This is a genomic window from Legionella feeleii, from assembly GCF_001467625.1.
Lineage (GTDB): Bacteria > Pseudomonadota > Gammaproteobacteria > Legionellales > Legionellaceae > Tatlockia > Tatlockia feeleii.
This window is the reverse complement of the sequence record NZ_LNYB01000085.1, coordinates 585708-607543: the sequence shown is the minus strand read 5'-3', so window position 1 is coordinate 607543 and position 21836 is coordinate 585708. Positions and strand designations below refer to the sequence as shown.

Genomic DNA, 21836 nt, shown 5'->3' with positions numbered 1-21836 from the left:
AAGATTGACGAGGAACACATTCATGTCATATGAAAACAGTAATGATATAGATCCAATTGAGACGCGTGAATGGCTGGACGCCTTGCAAGCAGTATTTGCCAATGATGGTAACGAACGGGCTGCTTTTCTGCTCCAGGAGCTGATGAATAGAGCAAATGCCGAGGGAGTGAAGCTGAAGAGCTCTATTAATACTCCTTATCGTAATACTATTAAACCGCATGAAGAACAGCCAATGCCACCTGACGAAGGCATCGGTAAGCGAATTAATGCTCTTATTCGCTGGAATGCAGTTGCAATGGTTGTGCGAGCAGGTAAATATGCCGCAGAGCTCGGAGGACATATTGCTTCTTACGCTTCTTCCTCGACCCTATATGAAACTGGATTTAATTATTTTTTCAAAGGTCCGGATAAGGTGAAAGGTGGTGATTTACTTTATATACAGGGACATTCTTCACCAGGAATTTATGCCCGTGCTTTTTTGGAAGGTCGTTTATCAGAACAACAATTAGATAAATTCCGTCAGGAAGTTGAAGTCGATGGGTTGTCTTCTTACCCACATCCGTGGTTGATGGGGGATTTCTGGCAATTCCCTACAGTATCCATGGGCCTAGGTCCATTGCAAGCTATTTACCAGGCACGTTTTCTAAAATACCTGGAAAATCGGGGGTTGATGCATGCAGAAGGACGTAAAGTTTGGGCATTCCTGGGCGATGGTGAAATGGATGAGCCAGAATCTGTTGGTGCTTTATCTATTGCGGCCCGTGAAAAACTGGACAATTTGATTTTTGTGGTGAATTGTAACTTACAGCGTTTAGATGGCCCTGTCCGTGGTAACGGCAAAATTATTCAAGAATTGGAAGGTTTATTCCGTGGCGCTGGCTGGAATGTTATTAAAGTGATCTGGGGTGGACGTTGGGATCCGCTTTTTGCACGGGATGATACTGGTATTATGCAAAAACGCATGGAAGAATGCGTTGATGGTGATTATCAAAGCTATAAAGCAAATGATGGTGCTTATGTCCGTGAACATTTTTTTGGCCAATATCCAGAGCTGAAAAAACTGGTAGCCAATATGTCTGATGATGAAATCTGGCGTTTAAACCGTGGTGGCCATGATCCACAGAAAGTATTTGCCGCCTATGCACAAGCAGTCAAGCATAAGGGAACTCCAACAGTAATATTGGCTAAAACCATCAAAGGTTATGGTATGGGGGCTGCTGGTGAAGGTCAAAACATTACCCATCAGCAAAAGAAAATGACTATTGAACAGCTAAGAGCTTTCAGAGATCGTTTTAGTATTCCTATCAGTGATGAGAAAATTGCCGAAATACCATTTTATCGTCCTGCCGAGGATAGTCCGGAAATTAAGTATTTACGCAAACAGCGTGAAGCCCTCGGAGGTTATTTACCTGCACGTACCACAGATGTTGAGCCGCTAAAAATTCCTGCGTTATCAGCTTTTTCTGCGATTACCGCTAGTACGGGTGAACGCGAAATTTCAACTACGATGGCCTTTGTACGCATTCTATCGGTTTTATTGAAGGATAAAGAATTGAGTGCGCGTATTGTGCCCATTGTTCCAGATGAGTGTCGGACTTTCGGTATGGAGGGTTTGTTCCGTCAAATCGGTATTTATTCTCCAGTTGGACAACTTTATACTCCTGTGGATCATGAGCAGGTGATGTACTACCGTGAAGCAAAAGATGGTCAGATCCTGGAGGAGGGCATTAATGAAGCGGGAGCCTTCTGTTCATGGATCGCTGCAGCAACATCATACAGTACCAACAAACTAGCGATGATACCCTTCTATATTTATTACTCAATGTTTGGTTTTCAGCGCATTGGTGATTTGGCTTGGGCAGCAGGCGATATGCAGGCACGTGGATTTCTTTTGGGAGGAACCGCTGGACGTACGACATTGGCTGGAGAAGGTTTGCAACATCAGGATGGTCATAGTCATCTTATGGCGTCAACTATTCCAAATTGTGTTGCTTATGATCCAACTTATGCTTATGAGTTAGCTGTCATCATTCGTGATGGTTTATATCGGATGTATGAGAAACAGGAGAATGTGTTCTACTACATTACCGTAATGAATGAAAATTATACTCACCCTGAAATGCCAGCAGGCGTTGAAGAAGGGATTCTCAAAGGCATGTATTTGCTACAGGAGAGTGGGAAAAAGAGCAAAAAGCATGTGCAACTGCTGGGTAGTGGAACTATTCTGCGGGAAGTTATTAAAGCAGCACAAATGCTTCATGATGATTTTGCAGTGACTGCGGATATTTGGTCTGTCACGAGCTTCAATGAATTAAGACGAGATGGCCTGTCTGCAGAACGGCATAATCGCATGCATCCCAATGCTAAACCGCAGCAGAGTTATGTCAGCCAACAATTAGCTGACCGTAAAGGTCCTGTAATTGCCGCGACAGATTATATGCGCTTATATGCTGATCAGATAAGACCCTACATTGCAGCACCTTATATAGTACTGGGTACTGATGGATATGGGCGGAGTGATACGCGTGATCGTTTACGCCACTTCTTTGAAGTGGATGCTAAATTTGTTGTTCTAGCAGCTTTAGATGCTTTAGTGCAGCAGGGAGAAATGCCTAAATCAACAATTGTTGATGCAATGAAACGGTATGGTATTAATAGTGAAAAAGAGGATCCAGTGACTCACTAGGGGTCCCCTCAATTCTTCTCGGCATAGCCCCGACAATTCTACACTGTTCAGTGGGGTGGAATTAATATAGAAGGGCTATCCGGGGTAAATAGATGCCCAGTTTTAAAGGATGTTCTCGTAACATTAAATTTGGTCAAATAAATTTCAGTTTACCTGTTTGCTGAGGATAACTATGGCAGATGAGATTAAGATTAAGGTCCCTGATATTGGTGGCGCAACAGGTGTTGATGTCATTGAAGTAATGGTTAAACCAGGGGATGAAATAAGCGTAGATACACCATTAATTACTTTGGAATCTGATAAGGCGAGTATGGAGATTCCTTCACCCCAGGCCGGTAAAATTAGCCAATTGCAGATTAAGGTTGGTGATAAGGTTTCTGAGGGGGATGTCATTTTGACTTTGATTGGAGAACAGCTGAAAACTGAGGAAAAATCTTCTATGGCCTCTCCGTCAACAGCCTCAGAAAAAGAAGAAATAATCCCCAAAGCGGAAGAGGCAAGCCTAAAATCGCAAACTGCCTTGCACCGTCAGGAAGTTAATATACCTGATATTGGTGGTGCAACAGATGTTGATGTTATTGAAATCATGGTGAAACCGGGTCAATCGGTTACCAAGGATCAATCACTTATTACCCTGGAAGGTGATAAGGCAACGATGGATATTCCTTCGCCTACAGCAGGAGTTATTGAAAGTATTGCAGTAAAAGTAGGGGATAAAGTATCACAAGGTACTTTGATTCTTGCGTTAAATGTAGAGCAGATAAACGGTGAAAACGCACAATCATCAGGCCAGCGAGGGGAACCTGTTCCAGAAAAAATAGTGGCACAACCTGCTGCAGTTAGTTCTGAAAAGCCTGTGATAGCTCCTGTTTTAGTGGATACTGAAAGGGCTGGCGCAGTTGTTTCTGCGGGGCCATCCGTTCGCCGCCTAGCCAGGGAGTTAGGAGTAAATCTTAATGAAATTAAGGGTAGTGGGCGAAAATCGAGAGTTATGAAGGAAGATGTTCAAGCCTATGTAAAAGCGCGGTTGAGCGAAAAGCCATCTTCTGGCAGTTTTGCATTTCCTAGTGCGCCTGCGATTGATTTTTCCAAATTTGGTGAAGTTGAAATTAAGCCTTTGAACAAGATTAAGCGCCTGACCGGAATTAATGTTCATCGCTCATGGGTTACTATCCCTCATGTTACGCAATTCGACGAAGCTGATATTACTGAGCTTGAGGCATTTAGGAAAGCAGAAGCAGAAAATGCAAAGCAAAGTGGTTTCAAGTTAACGATGCTTGCTTTTGTGACTAAGGTAGTGAGTAAAGCACTAGCAGTATACCCGCAATTTAATGCATCACTGGATGCGAGTGGTGAGAATTTAATTTATAAGCGTTATTGTCATATTGGGATTGCAGTTGAAACTCCGAATGGTTTGGTAGTTCCAGTTATAAAAGATGTTGATCAACTGACTGTCAGCGACATTGCTGCAGAAATGGCACGTTTAAGTGCAAAAGCGCGAGATAAAGGGTTGATGCCTGCAGATATGAGTGGTGGTTGTTTCACGATTTCAAGTTTGGGAGGGATAGGTGGTACGGCTTTTACACCGATTGTGAATAGTCCTGAGGTGGCGATTCTAGGACTTTCCCGCTCTAGCATGAAACCTATTTACGACAGAGGAGAATTCAAACCGCGGTTGATGTTACCTTTATCATTATCTTATGATCACCGGGTTATTGATGGAGCAGAGGCTGCGCGTTTTACTCGATTTATTGCTGACTCACTGAGCGATATTCGACGGATTTTATTGTAGTAACCCCTAAAAATAAATATAGAGAATAGATTTTAGAAAAGTATGAGGCGTGAAATGACTGCAAATATTAAAGCTGATGTAGTGGTATTAGGTAGTGGTCCTGGAGGGTATACAGCGGCATTTCGTGCTGCCGATCTAGGCAAAAAAGTTGTATTGGTTGAGCGTTTCGATAGCTTGGGTGGTGTTTGTTTGAATGTTGGTTGTATTCCTTCAAAAGCCTTGCTTCATATTGCTAAAGTCATTGATGAAAGCCATGAAATGGCAGATCAGGGAGTCAGTTTTGGTAAACCCAAGCTGGATAGCAAAAAGATTGTTGCTTGGAAAAATTCCGTTGTTGGCAAATTAACAGGTGGCCTGAAAGTATTAGCCAAACAACGTAAGGTAGAGGTAGTAACTGGTGTTGCGAAATTTTCAGGTACCCACCAGGTTACTGTACAAGGGGGGAACGATACTACTACGGTTGAATTTGAAAATGCTATTATCGCTGTAGGTAGTGAGTCGGTCAATTTACCTTTCATTCCTGAGGATCCACGTATTTTCAGTTCAACAGGTGCTTTGGAATTAGCCGACATTAAAGGTAGTTTACTTGTCTTGGGTGGCGGTATTATAGGCCTGGAAATGGCTACTGTTTATTCAGCTTTGGGTGTTGAAGTGACAGTTGTTGAGTTTATGGATCAATTGATGCCTGGAGCTGACATTGATTTGGTTAATGTTTTGCACAAGCGCATGGCGAAGAAAGGCGTTAAAATCCTGCTTAAAACGAAAGTTACCGCAATGGAAGCTAAAAAAGATGGTATTTATGTTTCTATGGATGGAGAGCACGCTACTGAGAAACCTTTGTGCTTCCAGCAAGTCCTGGTATCGGTAGGAAGAAAGCCAAATGGTGGTACTATTGATGCTGAAAAAGCCGGTGTGAAAGTTGATGAACGTGGCTTTATTAAAGTTGATAAACAAATGCGAACGAATGTTCCTCACATTTTTGCAATTGGAGATGTGGTAGGGCAACCCATGTTAGCTCATAAGGCAATCCCGGAAGGGCGTGTTGCAGCTGAAGTGATTGGCGGTATGAAACATTATTTTGATCCCAAATGCATTGCTAGTGTCGCCTACACTGATCCAGAGGTTGCCTGGACTGGATTGACCGAAAAAGAAGCTAAGGAGAAAGGAATAAACTACGAAAAAGCAGTTTTCCCCTGGGTTGCCAGCGGACGTGCTTTGAGTATGGGCCGTGAGGAAGGAATGACCAAGTTGTTATTCTGTCCCGAAACAGATCGTATTCTGGGAGCTGGAATTGTAGGGGTAAATGCGGGTGACTTAATTGCTGAAACTTCTTTAGCAATTGAAATGGGTTGCGATGTCGAAGATATCGCTTTAACTATTCATCCTCATCCGACTCTTTCTGAGTCAATTGCCTTGTCTGCAGAAATTTTTGAGGGAACAATTACTGATCTTTATTTACCTAAGAAAAAGAAAAAGTAATTTGTTCCAGGATGCCATAGTCTGAGTTGATTACTTAGACTATGGCTAATTGCTTTGCGCGGAGCATACACGCTAGTATCTGAGTAGTGAAGCGCAGAAAATCAAGGCAGAATCGCCAGGATAGTGGAATTCAATAGCCCATAAATACAATCTAATCTTTAGGACTACTATGAGACCTAAAATACGTCCAATGCAGCAGAATGACATTGATAGAGTGTATGAGATTGAGGTGATGTCACACCGAGCTCCATGGAGCAGGGATATTTTAAGTGACTGTGTGCTAGTTGGTTATGATTGTCGAGTGATAGAGTCCAAAAAGCGTATAGAAGGCTATGTAATCTGTCGTTATAGCTTTAACGTTTGCCATATTCTCAACCTATGTGTAGCTGTCTCTGCTCAGAGAAAGGGCTATGGACGCTCGCTATTGAGAGCAGTACTTTCTTCTTTGGTAAATACTAACTTCGATACCGTTATTCTTGAAGTGCGTCCCAGTAACGTTGCTGCGCTTGCCTTATACGAGAAATTTGGTTTTCGTAAAGACGCGATTAAAGAAGCTTATTATCAAGACGAAAATGGTTATGAAGATGCTATCTTGCTTAAAAAATTGATTAGCAAAAAACAAACCTAGATTAGGGTTTGATCAGGCATTGTGGGCTTTTACGGGTTACTAATCAATTCATTCTTTCTAAAAACTCCTGTAAATGAGGTTTTTCTTTTTCACTTTGTAAGTAAGTACGCAGGTTGTCTATAGCCTTGGTATAGGTTTCCTGATTATGTGTGCCTCGCATCAATTCAAAGCGGAGATAAACACAGTAAGTATTTAATACATCGGTTTCACAATAATCACGGATATTCTTTAAATTTCCGGCAAGGTATTGTTCCCATACCCTTGCTCCGCTCATGCCCATTTTACCAGGAAAGCCAAGCATACTAGCTATTTCATCCAGCGGCGCAAACGCTTTATTCTGATAAGCGGCTAGCACATCCATTAGATCCAGATGACGGTAGTGAAAGCGATTCAGATAGTTATTCCAGCGAAAATTTTGTTGATTTTCACCAGTTTCCCAATAAATTGGCGCGGAAATACCGTGTAATAAGGCACGGTAATGGAGCACGGGTAAGTCAAAACCGCCGCCATTCCAACTAATCAGCGTCGGTGTGTATTTCTCAATACCCGCAAAAAAACGGTGAATCAACTCTTTTTCATCCGATTGCTCATCACCTAAAGACCAGACCTTAAGCTGAGAACCTTGATTAAGTACTAAAGAAATGGCAACTATCTTTTGGAGATAGTGTGGTAAAAAATCGTTGCCAGTTTTACAGCGACGTAAAGTAAAGAGGGCTGAGGCTGTATCCTCATCAGATAATCCTTCTAATTCATATAATTTTTGTCCTGCTTTAATATCAGGAATGGTTTCTATGTCAAATACCAGAATGCTCATGATGAAAAGTGCTCAGTAAAATAAAGAGGTTCATACTTTTAGCTTAAAACTAGCATAGCTGAGCCAATTTGGAAATGACAACGAAAGGAGAGGCTGGTTTTTATATTGTCAAATTGACAGACGAGATTGCAAAAAAATTGTCAGTTTAAATAAAAATGTTTAATTTTATCTGCTTTTTTGCTACTAATACGCTCATTCATCCTAGCCCATACTAAATAAGAAAATGAATTTAAAACTGCTAACGCTTATTGCTTTTTCATTGTTACTGCTATCCTGCGCTAGCCCACCGCCACGAGATGTTAATAATATTTGCCATATTTTTAAGCAATACCCCAGATGGTATTCGGATGCTCAGGATGTTGAGCGCCGATGGCGAATCCCTATTTCAGTACAAATGGCAATTATTCATCAGGAATCCAAGTTTGATGCTAACGCAAAACCACCACGGACAAAATTGCTTTGGATTATCCCCTGGAAAAGGCCATCCACAGCTTATGGCTATTCTCAGGCACTGCATTCTACTTGGCGGTTATATAAAAGAGCCGGGGATGGGGGTAGGTATCTCGCTTCACGAGATGTTTTTGCCGATGCAGTTGATTTTATTGGTTGGTATGCTAATCAAGCTAATCGCCGGGCTGGAATACCCAGAAATGACGCGTATCGCTTATATCTCGCTTATCATGAAGGGATAGGTGGTTATCAATATAGAACTTATTTGAAGAAACCTTGGCTGATTCAGGTCGCACGCAAAGTTAAAGCGCGTTCATATTTATATCAAGCGCAATTAAGCCAATGCAAAGCTTCGTTAAATTCCAAACCTTGGTATAGGTAGGGGACCTAAGATTAGGTGCTATAAAATATTGGTAAGAACAAGTAGTTAAGATTAGTAATGACATCCAAGTTTTGAAAAGGTAGGATGATCGCTTAATTCGAATAGGAGCTGATTAATGCGTTTAATGTTATTAGGTGGTCCGGGTGCAGGAAAGGGAACGCAGGCACTTAAGTTAATTAACTATTTTAAAATACCACAAATTTCTACTGGTGATATGCTTCGTTCGGCAATTGCTGCTGGGACAGAGTTGGGGAAAAGTGCTAAAAAGGTAATGGACTCTGGAAAATTGGTTTCTGATGAAATTATTATTGATTTGGTAAAAGAGCGCTTACAACAAGATGATTGCCGGGCTGGATTTCTATTCGATGGTTTCCCCCGTACTATTCCGCAGGCTGATGCCCTAAAGAATGCGAAGATTAAGCTTGATCATGTTATTGAAATAGCAGTGCCTGACGATGAAATCATCAATCGTATAAGTGGTAGACGCGTACATGTAGCTTCTGGTCGCGTTTATCACGTCAAATTTCAACCGCCTAAAAAAGATAATGTTGATGATATTACCGGAGAACCATTGATTCAGCGGGATGATGATAAAGAAGAGACGATTAAGCAGCGTCTCACTGTTTACCATCAACAAACAGAACCTCTCATCAATTATTATCTGCAGTGGGCGAAAACAAATGATAGTCTGGCACCACAGTTTCATCGTGTGCAAGGTGTTGGCAGCATGGATAGTATTTTTTCAGCCATTTTATCCTGTATTAATGCCAGGGAGATGCCATGTCAGTCAACACTCTAAAGACAGACCAATTTGAAGGTTTGCTTGCGAATAATGAGATAGTTTTTATTGATTTTTGGGCGGAATGGTGTGCACCTTGCAAACACTTCGCTCTAGTTTACGAGAAAGTTGCTGAACAATATAAGACTATTAAATTTGTCAAGGTCAATATTGAGGAAGAAACCGAGCTGGCTGAAATTTTTCAAATACGATCAATCCCTCATCTAATGGTTTTCAAGCAAGGTATTGCTATTTACTCAGAGGCAGGCAGTATGCCTGAGTCAACACTTAAAGAACTGGTACAGCAGGCTGTCAGTGTAGATGTTAGCGAAATTCGAGCCAAAATAGACAAAGGTGAAATTTAGTTATTAAGGCCAAGTCGTTGCTGACAATAATCTTCCAAGGCTTGTTTTTGTTCTAGCTCAAAATTCAAGCCTAGCTTGGTGCGGCGCCATAGGATGTCGTCGCTATCACAAGCCCATTCCTCTTTTTGCAAATAATCAACTTCAATCTGGTATAAATCATTGCCAAAATGAAGGCCCAGATCACTCATGTCTTTACATCCTGATAGCACTAATTCGGTGCGGGTGCCGTAACTAGTCAGGTAGCGCTCTATGATTGATTCGGCCAGCCAATAATATTTTTCGCGTGCATAAGTGGTATATTTTTTATAACTCCAATTCTCATAGATAGAACCTGGCAAGGGTATAGATTCTGTACGTGATTTCCCCAATGCGGGGAAAAACTCTTGTAAACTATTAACGGCTTCCAACGCCAATTGTCGGTAAGTTGTAATTTTTCCGCCATAAACCGTGAGGGCTGGAGCAGGTGATGTTGTGCAATCATAAGTATAGTCGCGACTTAATGCTTTAAGCTCTTCTCCTGATGCTGCCAGTAACGGTCTAACGCCGCTCCAGCTGTTAATAATGTCCTTTCGCTGCACTCGACATTTAAAATAGTTGTTAACAAGATTGCATAAATAATTAACTTCTTCTGTAGAAATGCAGACTTCTTCTAAAGAACCTTTAAAAGCAACATCTGTGGTTCCTATCATCGTGTAACCATGATAGGGAACGATAAAGATAATGCGTTTGTCATCATTTTGAAGGAGATAGGCATGATTTCCTTCGTAGAGTTTATGAACAACTATATGGCTGCCTTTGACAAGAGACATCTTAAATTTACTGGGAATACCTGATAATTTATTGAACGATTCCACCCAGGGACCAGTCGCATTAACAAGTACTTTGGCCGAGATTCTCTCTTCTTTACCTGAGTTTTTTTTAGCAGTTAATTGCCATAGATTATTTTGCACAGTGGCATTGGTCACTGCTACCCTTGTTTGAATAGAGGCACCGTATTCTTTGGCTTGTAATGCATTAGCAATTGTCAGACGAGCATCATCGGTCGCACAGTCATAAAATAAAAAGCCTTTGACAAAATAGTTAGCTAACGGTGAAAAATAAGGTGAGTGGTTGTTTCGACGTATCAGTTTGCTGTGGGGCAATTTATTTTTACGCTCAAGATTATCATATAGAAATAAGCCCGTGCGTAGTAACCAGGAGGGACGCATACCTTGTTGATAAGGTAAAACAAAAGGAAGAGAATAAACGAGATGGGGAGCCAGGCTCAATAGAAGTTGCCGCTCATGTAAGGCTTTCTTAACCAAGGCAAAATCATAATACTCAAGATATCTTAGGCCTCCATGGATTAATTTAGAACTACTGGACGATGTTTTTGAAGCGAGATCTCCCTGTTCCAATAGGATGACAGACAAGCCGCGCATCGCTGCGTCTGCGGCAATACCACAACCATTAATACCACCGCCGATGATTACCACATCAAAAACCTGATCCATGTTTGGTCTCCGCAAAAAAGCGTATAGAATAGTTTTGGTTGCTGTTAATTGAGACTGATATTATCAGTTTTTTTATTTTCATCCAGGGGCTGTTGACATGTCTACTACCTTGGCCGAAAAGTGTTGCTTTTCTGCGTTTCGCTGCTTATTTACTACCATGTAAACTGTGCGATGCTCGTAACTCAACATTTTTTGAATCAATCTTGCGAAATGTCAACAGTCCCCTGTGAAATAATGTTTTAATGGTGATCGAAAATCTAAATAGTATATTCAGGGAAGTAAACGCAATGAATTATCTTCTTGCCATTGATCAGGGAACTAGCAGTACTCGAGCCATGTTGTATAACAGTGCTGGTAAATTAATCACTTCGAGTCAATATATACTGACCCAATTTTACCCGCAACCCGGCTGGGTGGAACACGATCCTGAGGAAATTTGGCAAAAAACATTAAAGGCTATGCAAGATGTTGTTTCTGAAGTAGATGCGCATCAAGTTATTGCTTGTGGGATCACTAATCAACGTGAGACAACGTTAATTTGGGATAAACAATCAGGCGAGTGTCTTGCACCTGCAATTGTTTGGCAGGATAGGAGAACCCAACTATTTTGCGACAGTTTGGTGGATTGCAGAGAATCAATCCAGCAAAAAACAGGTTTATTGCCTGATCCTTATTTTTCGGCAAGTAAATTACATTGGCTAATCGCTAATATACCTAAAGCAAGCGAGTTGGCTGCAAGAGGGCAATTGGCCTTCGGGACGATTGATAGTTTTCTTATTTGGCGTTTAACAAAAGGAAAAGCCCATTTAACGGATATAACCAATGCGTCGCGAACCTTATTATTTAATATTGTAGAGCAGCGCTGGGACGAGGATTTATTGAATCTTTTTGCAGTCCCGTCCGCCATTTTGCCGGAAGTTTGTGCTAGCGATGCTAATTTCGGCAACATAGAGCAAGATTATTTAGGCGCATCGATTCCTATTACCGGTGTAGTTGGCGATCAACAAGCTGCCCTGATCGGACAAAGAGGTTTTTCTCATGGGATGGTAAAAGCAACTTTTGGTACAGGTGGATTTCTGCTTATGAATATTGGCCGGCAACCTGTGTTGTCGAAACATCGCTTATTAACAACCGTAGCCTACCAGATTAAGGGACAAACGGTTTATGGTTTAGAGGGTAGTTTGTACCATGCAGGGACAACTGTTAAATGGTTACGTGACGAGATGAAATTAATCGCAGCCGCCGCTGATACAGAGTGGCTTGCAAACAGCCTTAGTAGTAATGAAGGAGTTTATTTGATTCCTTCCTTCACGGGCCTAGGGGCCCCCCATTGGATAACTACTCCTGGTGCTGCAATTATTGGTTTGGCGCGGACAACCAATCGCGCTCACTTTGCCCGTGCAGCTTTGGAGAGTGTTTGTTATCAAACTCGAGATGTTTTGGATTGTATGCGAGAAGATAGTCAGATGGCTTTATCGTTGTTGCGCGTTGATGGCGGGATGGCCGCTAATCAATGGTTCCTCCAATTTTTATCTTCGCAATGCAATTTAACGGTGCAAAAACCTGATGATATAGAAACAACCGCTCAGGGTGCGGCTATATTAGCCGCAATAGGCTGTGGACTTGTGGATTCATTAGAGGCATTGGAGAAAAACTGGGTTTGTGAAAAGGAGTTTGTGGCAGCGAAAGAGAGAGACAGTGTGGAGAAAGATTATTGCGGGTGGCGGAGAGCTTTGCAGATGATTAAGGCAGGGCTGTAGCCCGGGTAAAGGCCATATGGCCGAAACCCGGGAAGAAACAATCTGCTTTTAAAATATAACCCTGGGTTTTTAAAACCCGGGTTAGAGCCTTGGGCCTGCGCCCAGGCTATCGTTTCATTGGTTAGCGTACATCTCGTTGTTTTTCGCCAGTATAAAGCTGTCGTGGACGACCAATTTTGGATTTGGAGGCAACCATTTCCATCCAATGTGACATCCAGCCTACAGTTCTTGCTAAGGCGAAAATAACAGTGTACATGTTAGTCGGAATACCAATGGCACTTAAGGTAATACCAGAATAAAAATCCACATTCGGATAAAGCTTTTTCTCTACAAAGTATTCGTCTTCAAGGGCAATGCGCTCAAGTTCCATAGCAAGTTTAAACAAGGGGGCCTCATGAGCACCAACTGCATTCAATACTTCATGACAGGTTTTGCGCATCACTTTGGCTCGTGGATCATAACTCTTGTAAACACGATGTCCAAAACCCATTAAACGGAAAGGATCATTCTTGTCTTTAGCGCGTTTTATGTAATGGTTAATATGCTTTATATCACCGATTTCTTTGAGCATATTAAGGCAAGCTTCGTTGGCACCGCCATGGGCAGGTCCCCATAAAGCACCAATTCCTGCAGAAATACAGGCAAAGGGATTCGCCCCCGTTGATCCGGCTAATCTCACTGTGGAGGTCGAAGCGTTTTGTTCGTGATCTGCGTGGAGTGTAAAAATAGTATCCATCGCATCAACGATGATAGGATTGGGTTTGATATCCTCAGAGGGTACACCGAACATCATATGCAGAAAATTTTCAGCATAAGACATTTTGTTTTGCGGGTACATATAAGGTTGTCCAACTGAATATTTATAACTCATTGCCGCAAGGGTTGGCATTTTGGCAATTAAACGAATTGCAGAAATGTAACGATCCTGTTGATTATTTAAGTCCATTGAATCATGGTAAAACGCAGATAGGGCACCGACTATACCAACCATAATAGCCATAGGATGAGCATCGCGGCGAAAACCGTTTAAAAAATTATACATCTGTTGATGTACCATAGTATGGTTATTAATCAGATTAATAAAATCCTGTTTTTCCTTTGCATCAGGCAATTCACCATTGAGAAGGAGATAACTGACATCGAGGAAGTCTTTTTTCTCGGCTAATTGTTCTATGGGGTAGCCTCTATAAAGCAAAATTCCTTTATCTCCATCAATATAGGTAATTTTAGACTCACAAGACGCGGTGGAGACAAAGCCCGGATCATAGGTAAACATGCTTTGCTCACCTAGTTTATTGATATCAATTACTTCATTACCTAAAGTCGGACTATAGATTGGTAAGTCAATTGGCTCGTGACCGTCAATACTAAGCCTGGCAATTTTGTTTGTCATCGTGTCTCCTCGTTCATGGCTTGACAGCCTTCTCGCTTACTAAGTGCGCAGACTATATAAAAATGCCCTTCTCCAGTCAATTTATAGAAGCGGGCAAAATTTATCTCTTCATTAATGAATAAGTATGATCCAGATTGAAGGTTTTTAACAGGAATAAAATGCTAAAAATAAAATGAAACCATAACAGTCAACGGAGGAATCATGTTGAAAATATTAAATTAGCTAGGCTGTGGGTAGACAGATTGAAATACTTGATATGATTCAATTAAAGCCTGCTCTGTGGTATCCTTCCAGCTTATTTTCATTTCAATCATTGCATGAGGACGCGTCCAAACCATGGTTTATCTTGCCAAAGAAGTTATACCCGTCAATATTGAAGACGAATTAAAGCAGTCCTATCTGGATTATGCTATGAGTGTCATCGTTGGCCGCGCTCTGCCCGATGTCCGTGATGGCCTGAAGCCTGTTCACCGTCGTGTGCTTTTTGCGATGAGTGAATTAGGTAATGATTGGAATAAGCCTTATAAAAAATCAGCGCGTGTGGTAGGGGATGTCATCGGTAAATACCATCCACATGGTGATACAGCAGTCTATGATACCATTGTAAGGATGGCGCAGCCGTTTTCTATGCGTTATATGTTGATTGACGGGCAGGGTAACTTTGGTTCCGTCGACGGCGATTTTGCAGCGGCTATGCGATATACCGAAGTCAGGATGTCAAAAGTTGCTCATGCTTTATTGGCTGATCTGGACAAGGAAACCGTCGACTTTAGTCCAAACTACGATGAAACAGAATTTGCTCCTGTCGTTTTACCATCACGAGTTCCTAACCTGCTGGTGAATGGTTCCTCTGGTATTGCTGTAGGTATGGCGACCAATATTCCACCGCATAACCTGACAGAAGTTATTAATGCCTGTGTTGCCTTGGTAGAAGATCCTGATTTGACGCTGGATGACATAATGAACTATGTGCCTGGCCCTGATTTTCCAACAGCGGCAATTATTAATGGTAAGGCAGGTATTCTGCAGGCATACCGCACAGGGCGCGGCCGGATTTATATACGCGCGCGCACAGAAATAGAAACAGATAGCCATTCTGGTCGACAAGCCATCATCATTAATGAATTACCTTATCAGGTTAATAAAGCACGGTTAGTAGAAAAAATCGCTGAACTGGTGCGTGAAAAACGTATCGAAGGGATTTCTGGTTTGCGGGATGAGTCTGATAAACAAGGTATGAGAGTTGTTATTGAGCTTAAACGCGGTGAAGTAGCTGAAGTCATTTTGAATAATTTGTACGCTCATACCCAGATGCAGAACGTATTTGGCATTAATATGGTGGCTTTGGTTGACGGTCAGCCGCGTACACTTAATCTAAAAGAAATCCTTGAGTATTTTATCAAGCACCGCCGTGAAGTGGTGACTCGCCGTACGATTTTTGAATTGAAGAAAGCTCGTAATCGCGCTCATTTATTAGAAGGTTTGGGAATCGCACTGGCTAATATTGATGAGATGATTGAACTAATTAAGAAATCACCAACACCTCAAGACGCAAAAGAGGCTTTATTAGCGCGTTTGTGGCAACCAGGTTTGGTTAAGGCTATGCTGGAAAATGCAGGAAGCGATGCTTGCCGACCAGATGATTTATCCAGTGAATATGGTTTGGTTGCTGAAGGCTATCGGTTATCAGAAAATCAAGCCCAAGCAATTCTTGAGTTAAGGCTGCACCGTTTAACTGCTCTTGAACAAGACAAGATCATCAATGAATTTAAAGAGTTGTTAAATGTGATTAAAGAATTGTTAGATATTCTTGCCTCTCCTGAGCGCTTGATGCAAGTAATTCGAGATGAATTGTTAGAAGTCAAAGCCCAGTTTGGTGACGAGCGTCGTACAGAAATTACCGCATCGCAAGAAGATTTAACTATTGAAGATTTAATTACTGAAGAAGATGTAGTAGTTACTCTCTCTCACCAAGGCTATGTAAAATATCAACCGATTTCTGCTTATCAAGCCCAGCGTCGTGGTGGTAAGGGTAAATCAGCGACCAATGTGAAAGATGAAGATTTTATCGAGCGTCTTATTATCGCTAGTACTCATGATACTTTGCTATGTTTTTCAAATCACGGGAAACTGTATTGGCTGAAAGCTTATCAATTGCCTTTAGCAAGCCGTATTTCACGTGGCAAACCGATTATCAATATTCTTCCGTTGGCAGCCGATGAAGCTATCAACGCTATGCTGCCAGTGCGTGAGTATCAAGAAGGCTTTTTTGTCTTCATGGCGACCAAGCACGGTACTGTGAAAAAGGTACCGCTTGAAGCGTTTAGCCGGCCACGCTCTACGGGAATTATTGCAGTGGATCTGGATGATGAGGACCGCTTGGTGGGCGTAGATATTACCGACGGTAGTAAAGACATTATGCTGTTTACAGATGCTGGGAAAGTGATTCGTTTTGATGAGAACCTTGTTAGACCTATGGGCAGAACCGCTCGAGGGGTGCGTGGTATTCGTTTGGGAGAAAATCAATCCGTTATTTCTCTGGTCGTTGCTCAGGCGGAGGGTACGATATTAACCGCTACCGAGAATGGCTATGGTAAACGCACGAATATTGAAGAATATCGTGTATCCGGCCGTGGCGGTCAAGGCGTAATTTCAATCCAGGTCAATGAACGTAATGGTAAAGTAGTCCGTGCTCTGCAAGTCTCCGACGGGGACGAGGCGATGTTAATCACTGACAAGGGTACGTTAGTTCGCTTTAAAGTTGATGAATTATCAATTATTGGTCGAAATACTCAAGGTGTACGCCTTATTAATGTCAGTTCTGGTGAGCAGGTTGTGGGTATGCAACGGATAGTAGACATTGGAGAAGACGATACTGAAGAGATGTCAGATTCTGATGAAGAGAATGATGTAGAAGAAACTAATGATGAGTAGAGGTTATAATTTTGGTGCTGGCCCCTCGATGTTGCCTGAATCAATTTTAAGAGAAGCCCAGGAAGAACTTCTAAATTGGCAAAATCTTGATATGTCCGTCCTGGAGATTGGACACCGCACACCAGAGTTCATGGCCTTGATGGAACAGACGGAGCAAGCATTCAGGGAGCTTTTAAAAGTCCCTGCCAATTATCATGTGCTTTTTTTAGGTGGGGCGGCACGCACACAATTTAGTATGATTCCTATGAACCTGCTTGCAGCCGGTGAGCAGTCAGGCTATTTAATCACTGGTCTTTGGTCCTCACTGGCGTACCAGGAAGCAGTAAAAATTAAGCAGGCTTATTGTGTTGCCAGTGATGAAGAGAATGGCTTTATAGGGACTCCACCACCGGAAACATGGCAGATTAAAGAAAATACAAAATACCTCTATTTTACGCCCAATGAAACAGTAAATGGTGTTCGTTTTGCCAAAATACCCGCTATTTCAGGAGTACCCCTTATTGCGGATATGACTTCATGTTTACTGAGCGAGCCTATTACTGTGAGCGATTATGGGCTGATTTTTGCAGGGGCACAGAAAAATATTGCAAATGCCGGCTTAACGCTGGTCATTATCAGTGATGAGCTACTAAACTCTTTGCCCGATAATATCATTCCGACAATGTTTGATTACCGGACTCACAGCTCAACGCATTCACTTTATGCAACACCACCTACTTTTAATTGCTATCTGGCGGGAAAAATGGCTCAATGGGCCAAAGCCCAAGGCGGTGTTGAGGCGCTGTATGAAATAAATTGTGCTAAAGCCTCTAAATTATATGATTACATTGATTCTTCCGGGTTTTATCATTGTAAAGTATCCGAGGAGGCACGTTCTTTAGTAAATATATGTTTTTCACTTGCGGATTCGAACCTTGAAGAGTTGTTTTTGGCAGTAGCCAAAACACGGGGCCTATATGCTTTAAAAGGCCATCGCACAGTAGGAGGGTTGAGAGCAAGTATATACAACGCCATGCCAATGGAAGGTGTAGAATATCTAATCAAATTTATGCGAGATTTTGCTAAGGAACATAACTAATGAAACTGATAGATTATGTAAGCAGCCCTATAAAGTCGGTGCAAGGTGATGTTACAGTTCCTGGTGATAAATCAATTTCACATCGTTCAATTATTTTAGGTGCCATTGCCAAGGGTACGACGACTATCAGCGGCTTTTTAGATGGGGAAGATTGCTTGGCAACCTTAAAGGCATTTCAGTCTATGGGTGTTGCCATCGAAGGGCCTGTAGCACAAAGGGTTGTGATTCATGGTGTAGGTAAATATGGTTTGCAAAAGCCTAAAGGTGTTGTTGATTGCGGTAATTCAGGAACCTCTATGCGCCTGCTTGCGGGACTTCTTGCAGCGCAGCCTTTTGATAGTGAATTAAGTGGTGATGCAAGTCTGCAAAAAAGACCGATGGAGCGGGTAAGTAGACCATTAATGCAAATGGGAGCTGAAATAATAACAAAGGAAGGGCGACCTCCTTTACTTATTCGCGGTGGTCATGTTTTACACGGTATTACTTATGAAATGCCAGAAGCAAGTGCACAGGTTAAATCTTGTCTATTACTCGCAGGCCTTTATGCCCAGGGTGAGACAAAAGTAATTGAGCCGGGGTTTACTCGTGATCATACCGAAAGGATGCTGACAACCTTTTCTTATCCCATTCAAAAAGCGGAAAACACGATTATAATTAATTCGGACAGTGAATGTATTGGCACCGATATTATTATTCCGGGTGATATTTCTTCAGCTGCTTTTTTTATCGTCGCAGCAACAATTGTTCCAGGTTCAGAGCTAGTAATACGAAATGTCGGCATTAATCCTACCCGTACAGGGATTATCCAGATTTTAACAGCAATGGGCGCAGATATAAGCTTGAATCACAAACGTCTTTGTGGTGAAGAGCTCGTTGCTGATTTATATGTGAAATATGCCCAGCTAGAAGGTATTGATATTCCTTCTGACTTAGTACCACTTGCTATTGATGAATTTCCTGTGATCTTTATTGCAGCAGCCTGTGCGAAAGGGCAGACCTTGCTACATGGAGCACGTGAATTGCGTTGCAAGGAAAGCGATAGAATTGGGGCAATGGTTGAAGGCTTGCAACGTTTGGGAATTGAAGCGCAGGCGTTCGAAGATGGTTTATATATTAATGGTGGAGTGCTGCAAGGCGGAGAAGTCGATAGTTTTCATGATCATCGCATTGCTATGGCCTTTGCTATTGCCGGAGCTGTTGCTAAAGCACCAGTAACAATAAAAAATTGTGCCAATGTTGCAACGTCATTTCCAACCTTTGTAAAAACAGCCAACAAAGTAAAATTGGCTATCAAGGAAATACATGATGATGTCAGATAAAAACGTACCAGTGATTACTATTGATGGTCCTAGTGGCACCGGTAAGGGGACCATTTGCCATATGTTAGCAAACCATCTTGGTTGGCATGTACTGGACAGTGGATGTATTTACCGGGTTCTCGCCTATGCAACCAGAAAGAAAAACATTGATTTTAATGATATTGCGCAAATAGTTGAGCTGGCATATTCACTTGATTTGCGTTTTGAAACCGATCCTCAACAAAGAACTCGCGTATTACTTGAAGGGCATGATGTTTTTGATGAAATAAGAAGTGAGCTCTGTGGACAGGATGCTTCTAAAATTGCCGTAGTACCCGAGATAAGAAAGGCTCTGCTTGCTCGCCAGCGTGCTTTCGCTTTACCTCCAGGGTTGGTAACGGATGGTCGAGATATGGGCACTGTGGTTTTTCCTGATTCAATATTAAAGATCTATTTGTACGCATCAGCAGAAGAAAGAGCCTCGCGTCGCTATTTTCAGTTGAAAGAAAAAGGAATTGATGCTAGCCTCGCCGAAGTTGTTGATGAGTTGGCTAAACGTGATGCAAGAGATACTGCTCGTACGCACGCGCCATTAAAGCCTGCAGAGGATGCGGTGATGATTGATACAACTGGTTTGACGATTGTACAAGTGTTCGATAATGTATTAAAATTGGTCGATGAACGCCTGTTTCTTCGTTGAATTGTGTTTCATAGGGGGGAAGATGAGTGGACCTCATGCTTCTATTTGTTTACTAAAGAGTTTATTAACATGTCTGAAAGTTTCAAAGAATTATTTGAGCAAAGTATCGTTGGCGCACAGTTTTATCCTGGAGCAATAATCACCGCAAGAGTCATAGGTATTGATGATGATTACGTCACCTTGAACGCGGGTTTAAAATCAGAAGGGATTGTTGCTGTTGAAGAATTTAAAGACAAGAATGGTGAGTTAGAAGTCCACTTGGGCGACACTGTTGAAGTTGCTTTGGATTCTGTTGAAGATGGCTATGGCGAGACATTGCTATCAAGAGAAAAAGCGAAGCGTCAAGAAGCATGGCGCAAATTATCTAAATGCCATGAAAATAATGACACGGTAACCGGTTTGATTTCTGGGAAAGTCAAAGGTGGCTTCACGGTTGAAATCGGCTCTATTCGTGCATTTTTGCCAGGTTCTTTGGTTGACGTCAGACCAGTTCGTGATCCCTCTTACCTTGAAGGCAAAGAGCTTGAATTCAAAGTTATTAAAATGGATCTGAAGAGAAACAACATTGTTGTTTCACGCCGCGCTGTCGTAGAAGAAGAAAGCAGTGCTGATAGACAAGCTTTACTTGAATCCTTACATGATGGTCAAATCCTTAATGGTATTGTTAAGAATCTTACCGATTATGGTGCGTTTATCGATTTAGGTGGTATTGACGGTTTACTTCATATTACCGATATTTCCTGGAAGCGCGTAAAACATCCAAGCGAGTTGTTGACTGTTGGTCAGGACGTTAAAGTGAAGGTCTTGAGTTTTGACAGTGAGCGTAATCGCGTTTCCTTGGGTATGAAACAACTGGGTAATGATCCTTGGGTTGATTTGGTTGAGCGTTATCCTGTCGGTAAAAAGCTGCATGGTAAAGTGACTAATATCACTGATTACGGTTGCTTTGTTGAGATAGAAGAAGGCGTTGAAGGTTTGGTTCATATGTCTGAGATGGATTGGACTAACAAGAACGTACACCCAAGTAAAGTAGTTTCTATGGGTGATATGGTCGATGTTATGGTTCTTGAAATTGATGAAGAGCGCCGTCGTATATCTCTGGGTATGAAACAGTGTGTTGGTAATCCTTGGCACCAGTTTTCACAAACTCATAGCAAAGGACAGAAAGTTCACGGAAAAATCCGTTCAATTACTGACTTTGGAATTTTCATTGGTCTGGATGGCGAGATCGATGGCCTGGTACATCTTTCTGATATCTCTTGGAACGTTCCAGGCGAAGAGGCTGTTAAGCAATTCAAGAAGGGTCAGGAATTAGAAGCAGTGATTCTGGCTATCGATGCAGAGCGTGAACGTATTTCCTTAGGTTTGAAGCAACTTGAAGGTGATGCTTTCAGCAGTTACGTTGAAGAATATGCTAAAGGCGCTGTTGTAAAAGGAAAAGTTTCTGCAGTTGATGCTAAAACAGTCACAGTTGATCTTGCCCCTGATGTTATTGGAACAATTCGTGTCAATGAATTATCAGAAGAAAAGGTTGATGATGCAACCACTCTCTTTAAAGAAGGTGATGAAATCGAGGCAAAAATTATCAATGTTGATAAGAAAAATCGCACGATAGCATTGTCCGTTAAAGCGAAGGATGCTCAAGATCAAGCTGAAGCAATTAAAAAATACTCACGCAGTGGGGAAGTTGCTTCAACGACTTTAGGTGACTTGTTGAAAGAAAAAATGGCCAATAAAGAGGGTGAATAAACCTCTTTGCCCAAGTAAAAAAGCGTAGTTAATCTACGCTTTTTTTTTGTTAAGCGG

Annotated in this window: 16 protein-coding genes; 13 read left to right on the top strand and 3 right to left on the bottom strand. The window is 41.9% G+C overall.

Annotated elements, in window-relative coordinates; genetic code table 11:
- The first annotated feature begins 22 nt into the window (after positions 1–22).
- From aceE to rimI, 4 genes are all read left to right on the top strand, one after another.
- Entirely contained in the window at positions 23–2686 is a 2664-nt protein-coding gene (aceE, locus tag Lfee_RS15060; RefSeq protein WP_058447797.1) for a pyruvate dehydrogenase (acetyl-transferring), homodimeric type, read from the top strand.
- Positions 2687–2858: 172 nt separating this feature from the next.
- Positions 2859–4478 carry a dihydrolipoyllysine-residue acetyltransferase gene (aceF, locus tag Lfee_RS15055; protein WP_058447796.1) on the top strand — a complete coding sequence of 540 codons (1620 nt, stop codon included), beginning with the start codon at positions 2859–2861 and terminating at the stop codon, positions 4476–4478.
- Positions 4479–4532: 54 nt separating this feature from the next.
- The gene (lpdA, locus tag Lfee_RS15050; protein WP_058447795.1) at positions 4533–5957 is read left to right on the top strand and encodes a dihydrolipoyl dehydrogenase; all 1425 of its coding nucleotides are present in this window, start codon (positions 4533–4535) and stop codon (positions 5955–5957) included.
- Between the two features lie 169 nt (positions 5958–6126).
- Positions 6127–6585, top strand: coding sequence for a ribosomal protein S18-alanine N-acetyltransferase (gene rimI / locus Lfee_RS15045; protein WP_058447794.1), 459 nt, complete (start codon positions 6127–6129; stop codon positions 6583–6585).
- Positions 6586–6628: 43 nt separating this feature from the next.
- On the opposite strand, the gene Lfee_RS15040 is transcribed toward rimI, so the two are convergent.
- Positions 6629–7399: a 3'-5' exonuclease gene (locus Lfee_RS15040; protein WP_058447793.1), complete on the bottom strand. Its 771-nt coding sequence runs from the start codon at positions 7397–7399 to the stop codon at positions 6629–6631.
- Between the two features lie 223 nt (positions 7400–7622).
- On the opposite strand from Lfee_RS15040, the gene Lfee_RS15035 reads away from it, so the two are divergent.
- The 3 genes from Lfee_RS15035 (at position 7623) to trxA (ending at position 9374) form a co-directional block, all read left to right on the top strand.
- A complete protein-coding gene (locus tag Lfee_RS15035) occupies positions 7623–8231 on the top strand; it encodes a transglycosylase SLT domain-containing protein (protein WP_058447792.1) in 609 nt (202 codons plus the stop codon).
- Between the two features lie 115 nt (positions 8232–8346).
- Entirely contained in the window at positions 8347–9030 is a 684-nt protein-coding gene (adk, locus tag Lfee_RS15030) for an adenylate kinase (protein WP_058447791.1), read from the top strand.
- On the top strand, positions 9012–9374 hold the full coding sequence (trxA, locus tag Lfee_RS15025; protein WP_058447790.1) for a thioredoxin: 363 nt from the start codon (positions 9012–9014) through the stop codon (positions 9372–9374). Before adk ends, trxA begins: the two co-directional genes overlap by 19 nt.
- On the opposite strand, the gene glpD is transcribed toward trxA, so the two are convergent.
- Positions 9371–10867, bottom strand: a complete 1497-nt coding sequence (gene glpD / locus Lfee_RS15020; protein WP_058447789.1) for a glycerol-3-phosphate dehydrogenase — start codon at positions 10865–10867, stop codon at positions 9371–9373. The genes trxA and glpD overlap by 4 nt on opposite strands.
- A gap of 287 nt (positions 10868–11154) precedes the next feature.
- Between glpD and glpK the strand changes: the two genes are divergently transcribed.
- Positions 11155–12627 (top strand): glycerol kinase GlpK, encoded by a 1473-nt coding sequence (gene glpK, locus Lfee_RS15015; RefSeq protein WP_058447788.1) that lies wholly within the window; start codon positions 11155–11157, stop codon positions 12625–12627.
- Between the two features lie 121 nt (positions 12628–12748).
- On the opposite strand, the gene gltA is transcribed toward glpK, so the two are convergent.
- Complete coding sequence (gene gltA / locus Lfee_RS15010) at positions 12749–14020, bottom strand: citrate synthase (protein ID WP_058447787.1); 1272 nt, start codon at positions 14018–14020, stop codon at positions 12749–12751.
- 336 nt (positions 14021–14356) lie between these two features.
- On the opposite strand from gltA, the gene gyrA reads away from it, so the two are divergent.
- From gyrA to rpsA, 5 genes are all read left to right on the top strand, one after another.
- Positions 14357–16954, top strand: a complete 2598-nt coding sequence (gene gyrA / locus Lfee_RS15005; RefSeq protein WP_058447786.1) for a DNA gyrase subunit A — start codon at positions 14357–14359, stop codon at positions 16952–16954.
- A complete protein-coding gene (serC, locus tag Lfee_RS15000) occupies positions 16944–18032 on the top strand; it encodes a 3-phosphoserine/phosphohydroxythreonine transaminase (protein WP_058447785.1) in 1089 nt (362 codons plus the stop codon). Before gyrA ends, serC begins: the two co-directional genes overlap by 11 nt.
- Positions 18033–18040: 8 nt before the next feature.
- Complete coding sequence (gene aroA / locus Lfee_RS14995) at positions 18041–19351, top strand: 3-phosphoshikimate 1-carboxyvinyltransferase (RefSeq protein ID WP_370446990.1); 1311 nt, start codon at positions 18041–18043, stop codon at positions 19349–19351.
- Positions 19338–20030, top strand: coding sequence for a (d)CMP kinase (gene cmk / locus Lfee_RS14990; RefSeq protein WP_172606839.1), 693 nt, complete (start codon positions 19338–19340; stop codon positions 20028–20030). Before aroA ends, cmk begins: the two co-directional genes overlap by 14 nt.
- A gap of 69 nt (positions 20031–20099) precedes the next feature.
- Positions 20100–21779 carry a 30S ribosomal protein S1 gene (gene rpsA, locus Lfee_RS14985; protein ID WP_058447783.1) on the top strand — a complete coding sequence of 560 codons (1680 nt, stop codon included), beginning with the start codon at positions 20100–20102 and terminating at the stop codon, positions 21777–21779.
- Positions 21780–21836: the final 57 nt, after the last annotated feature.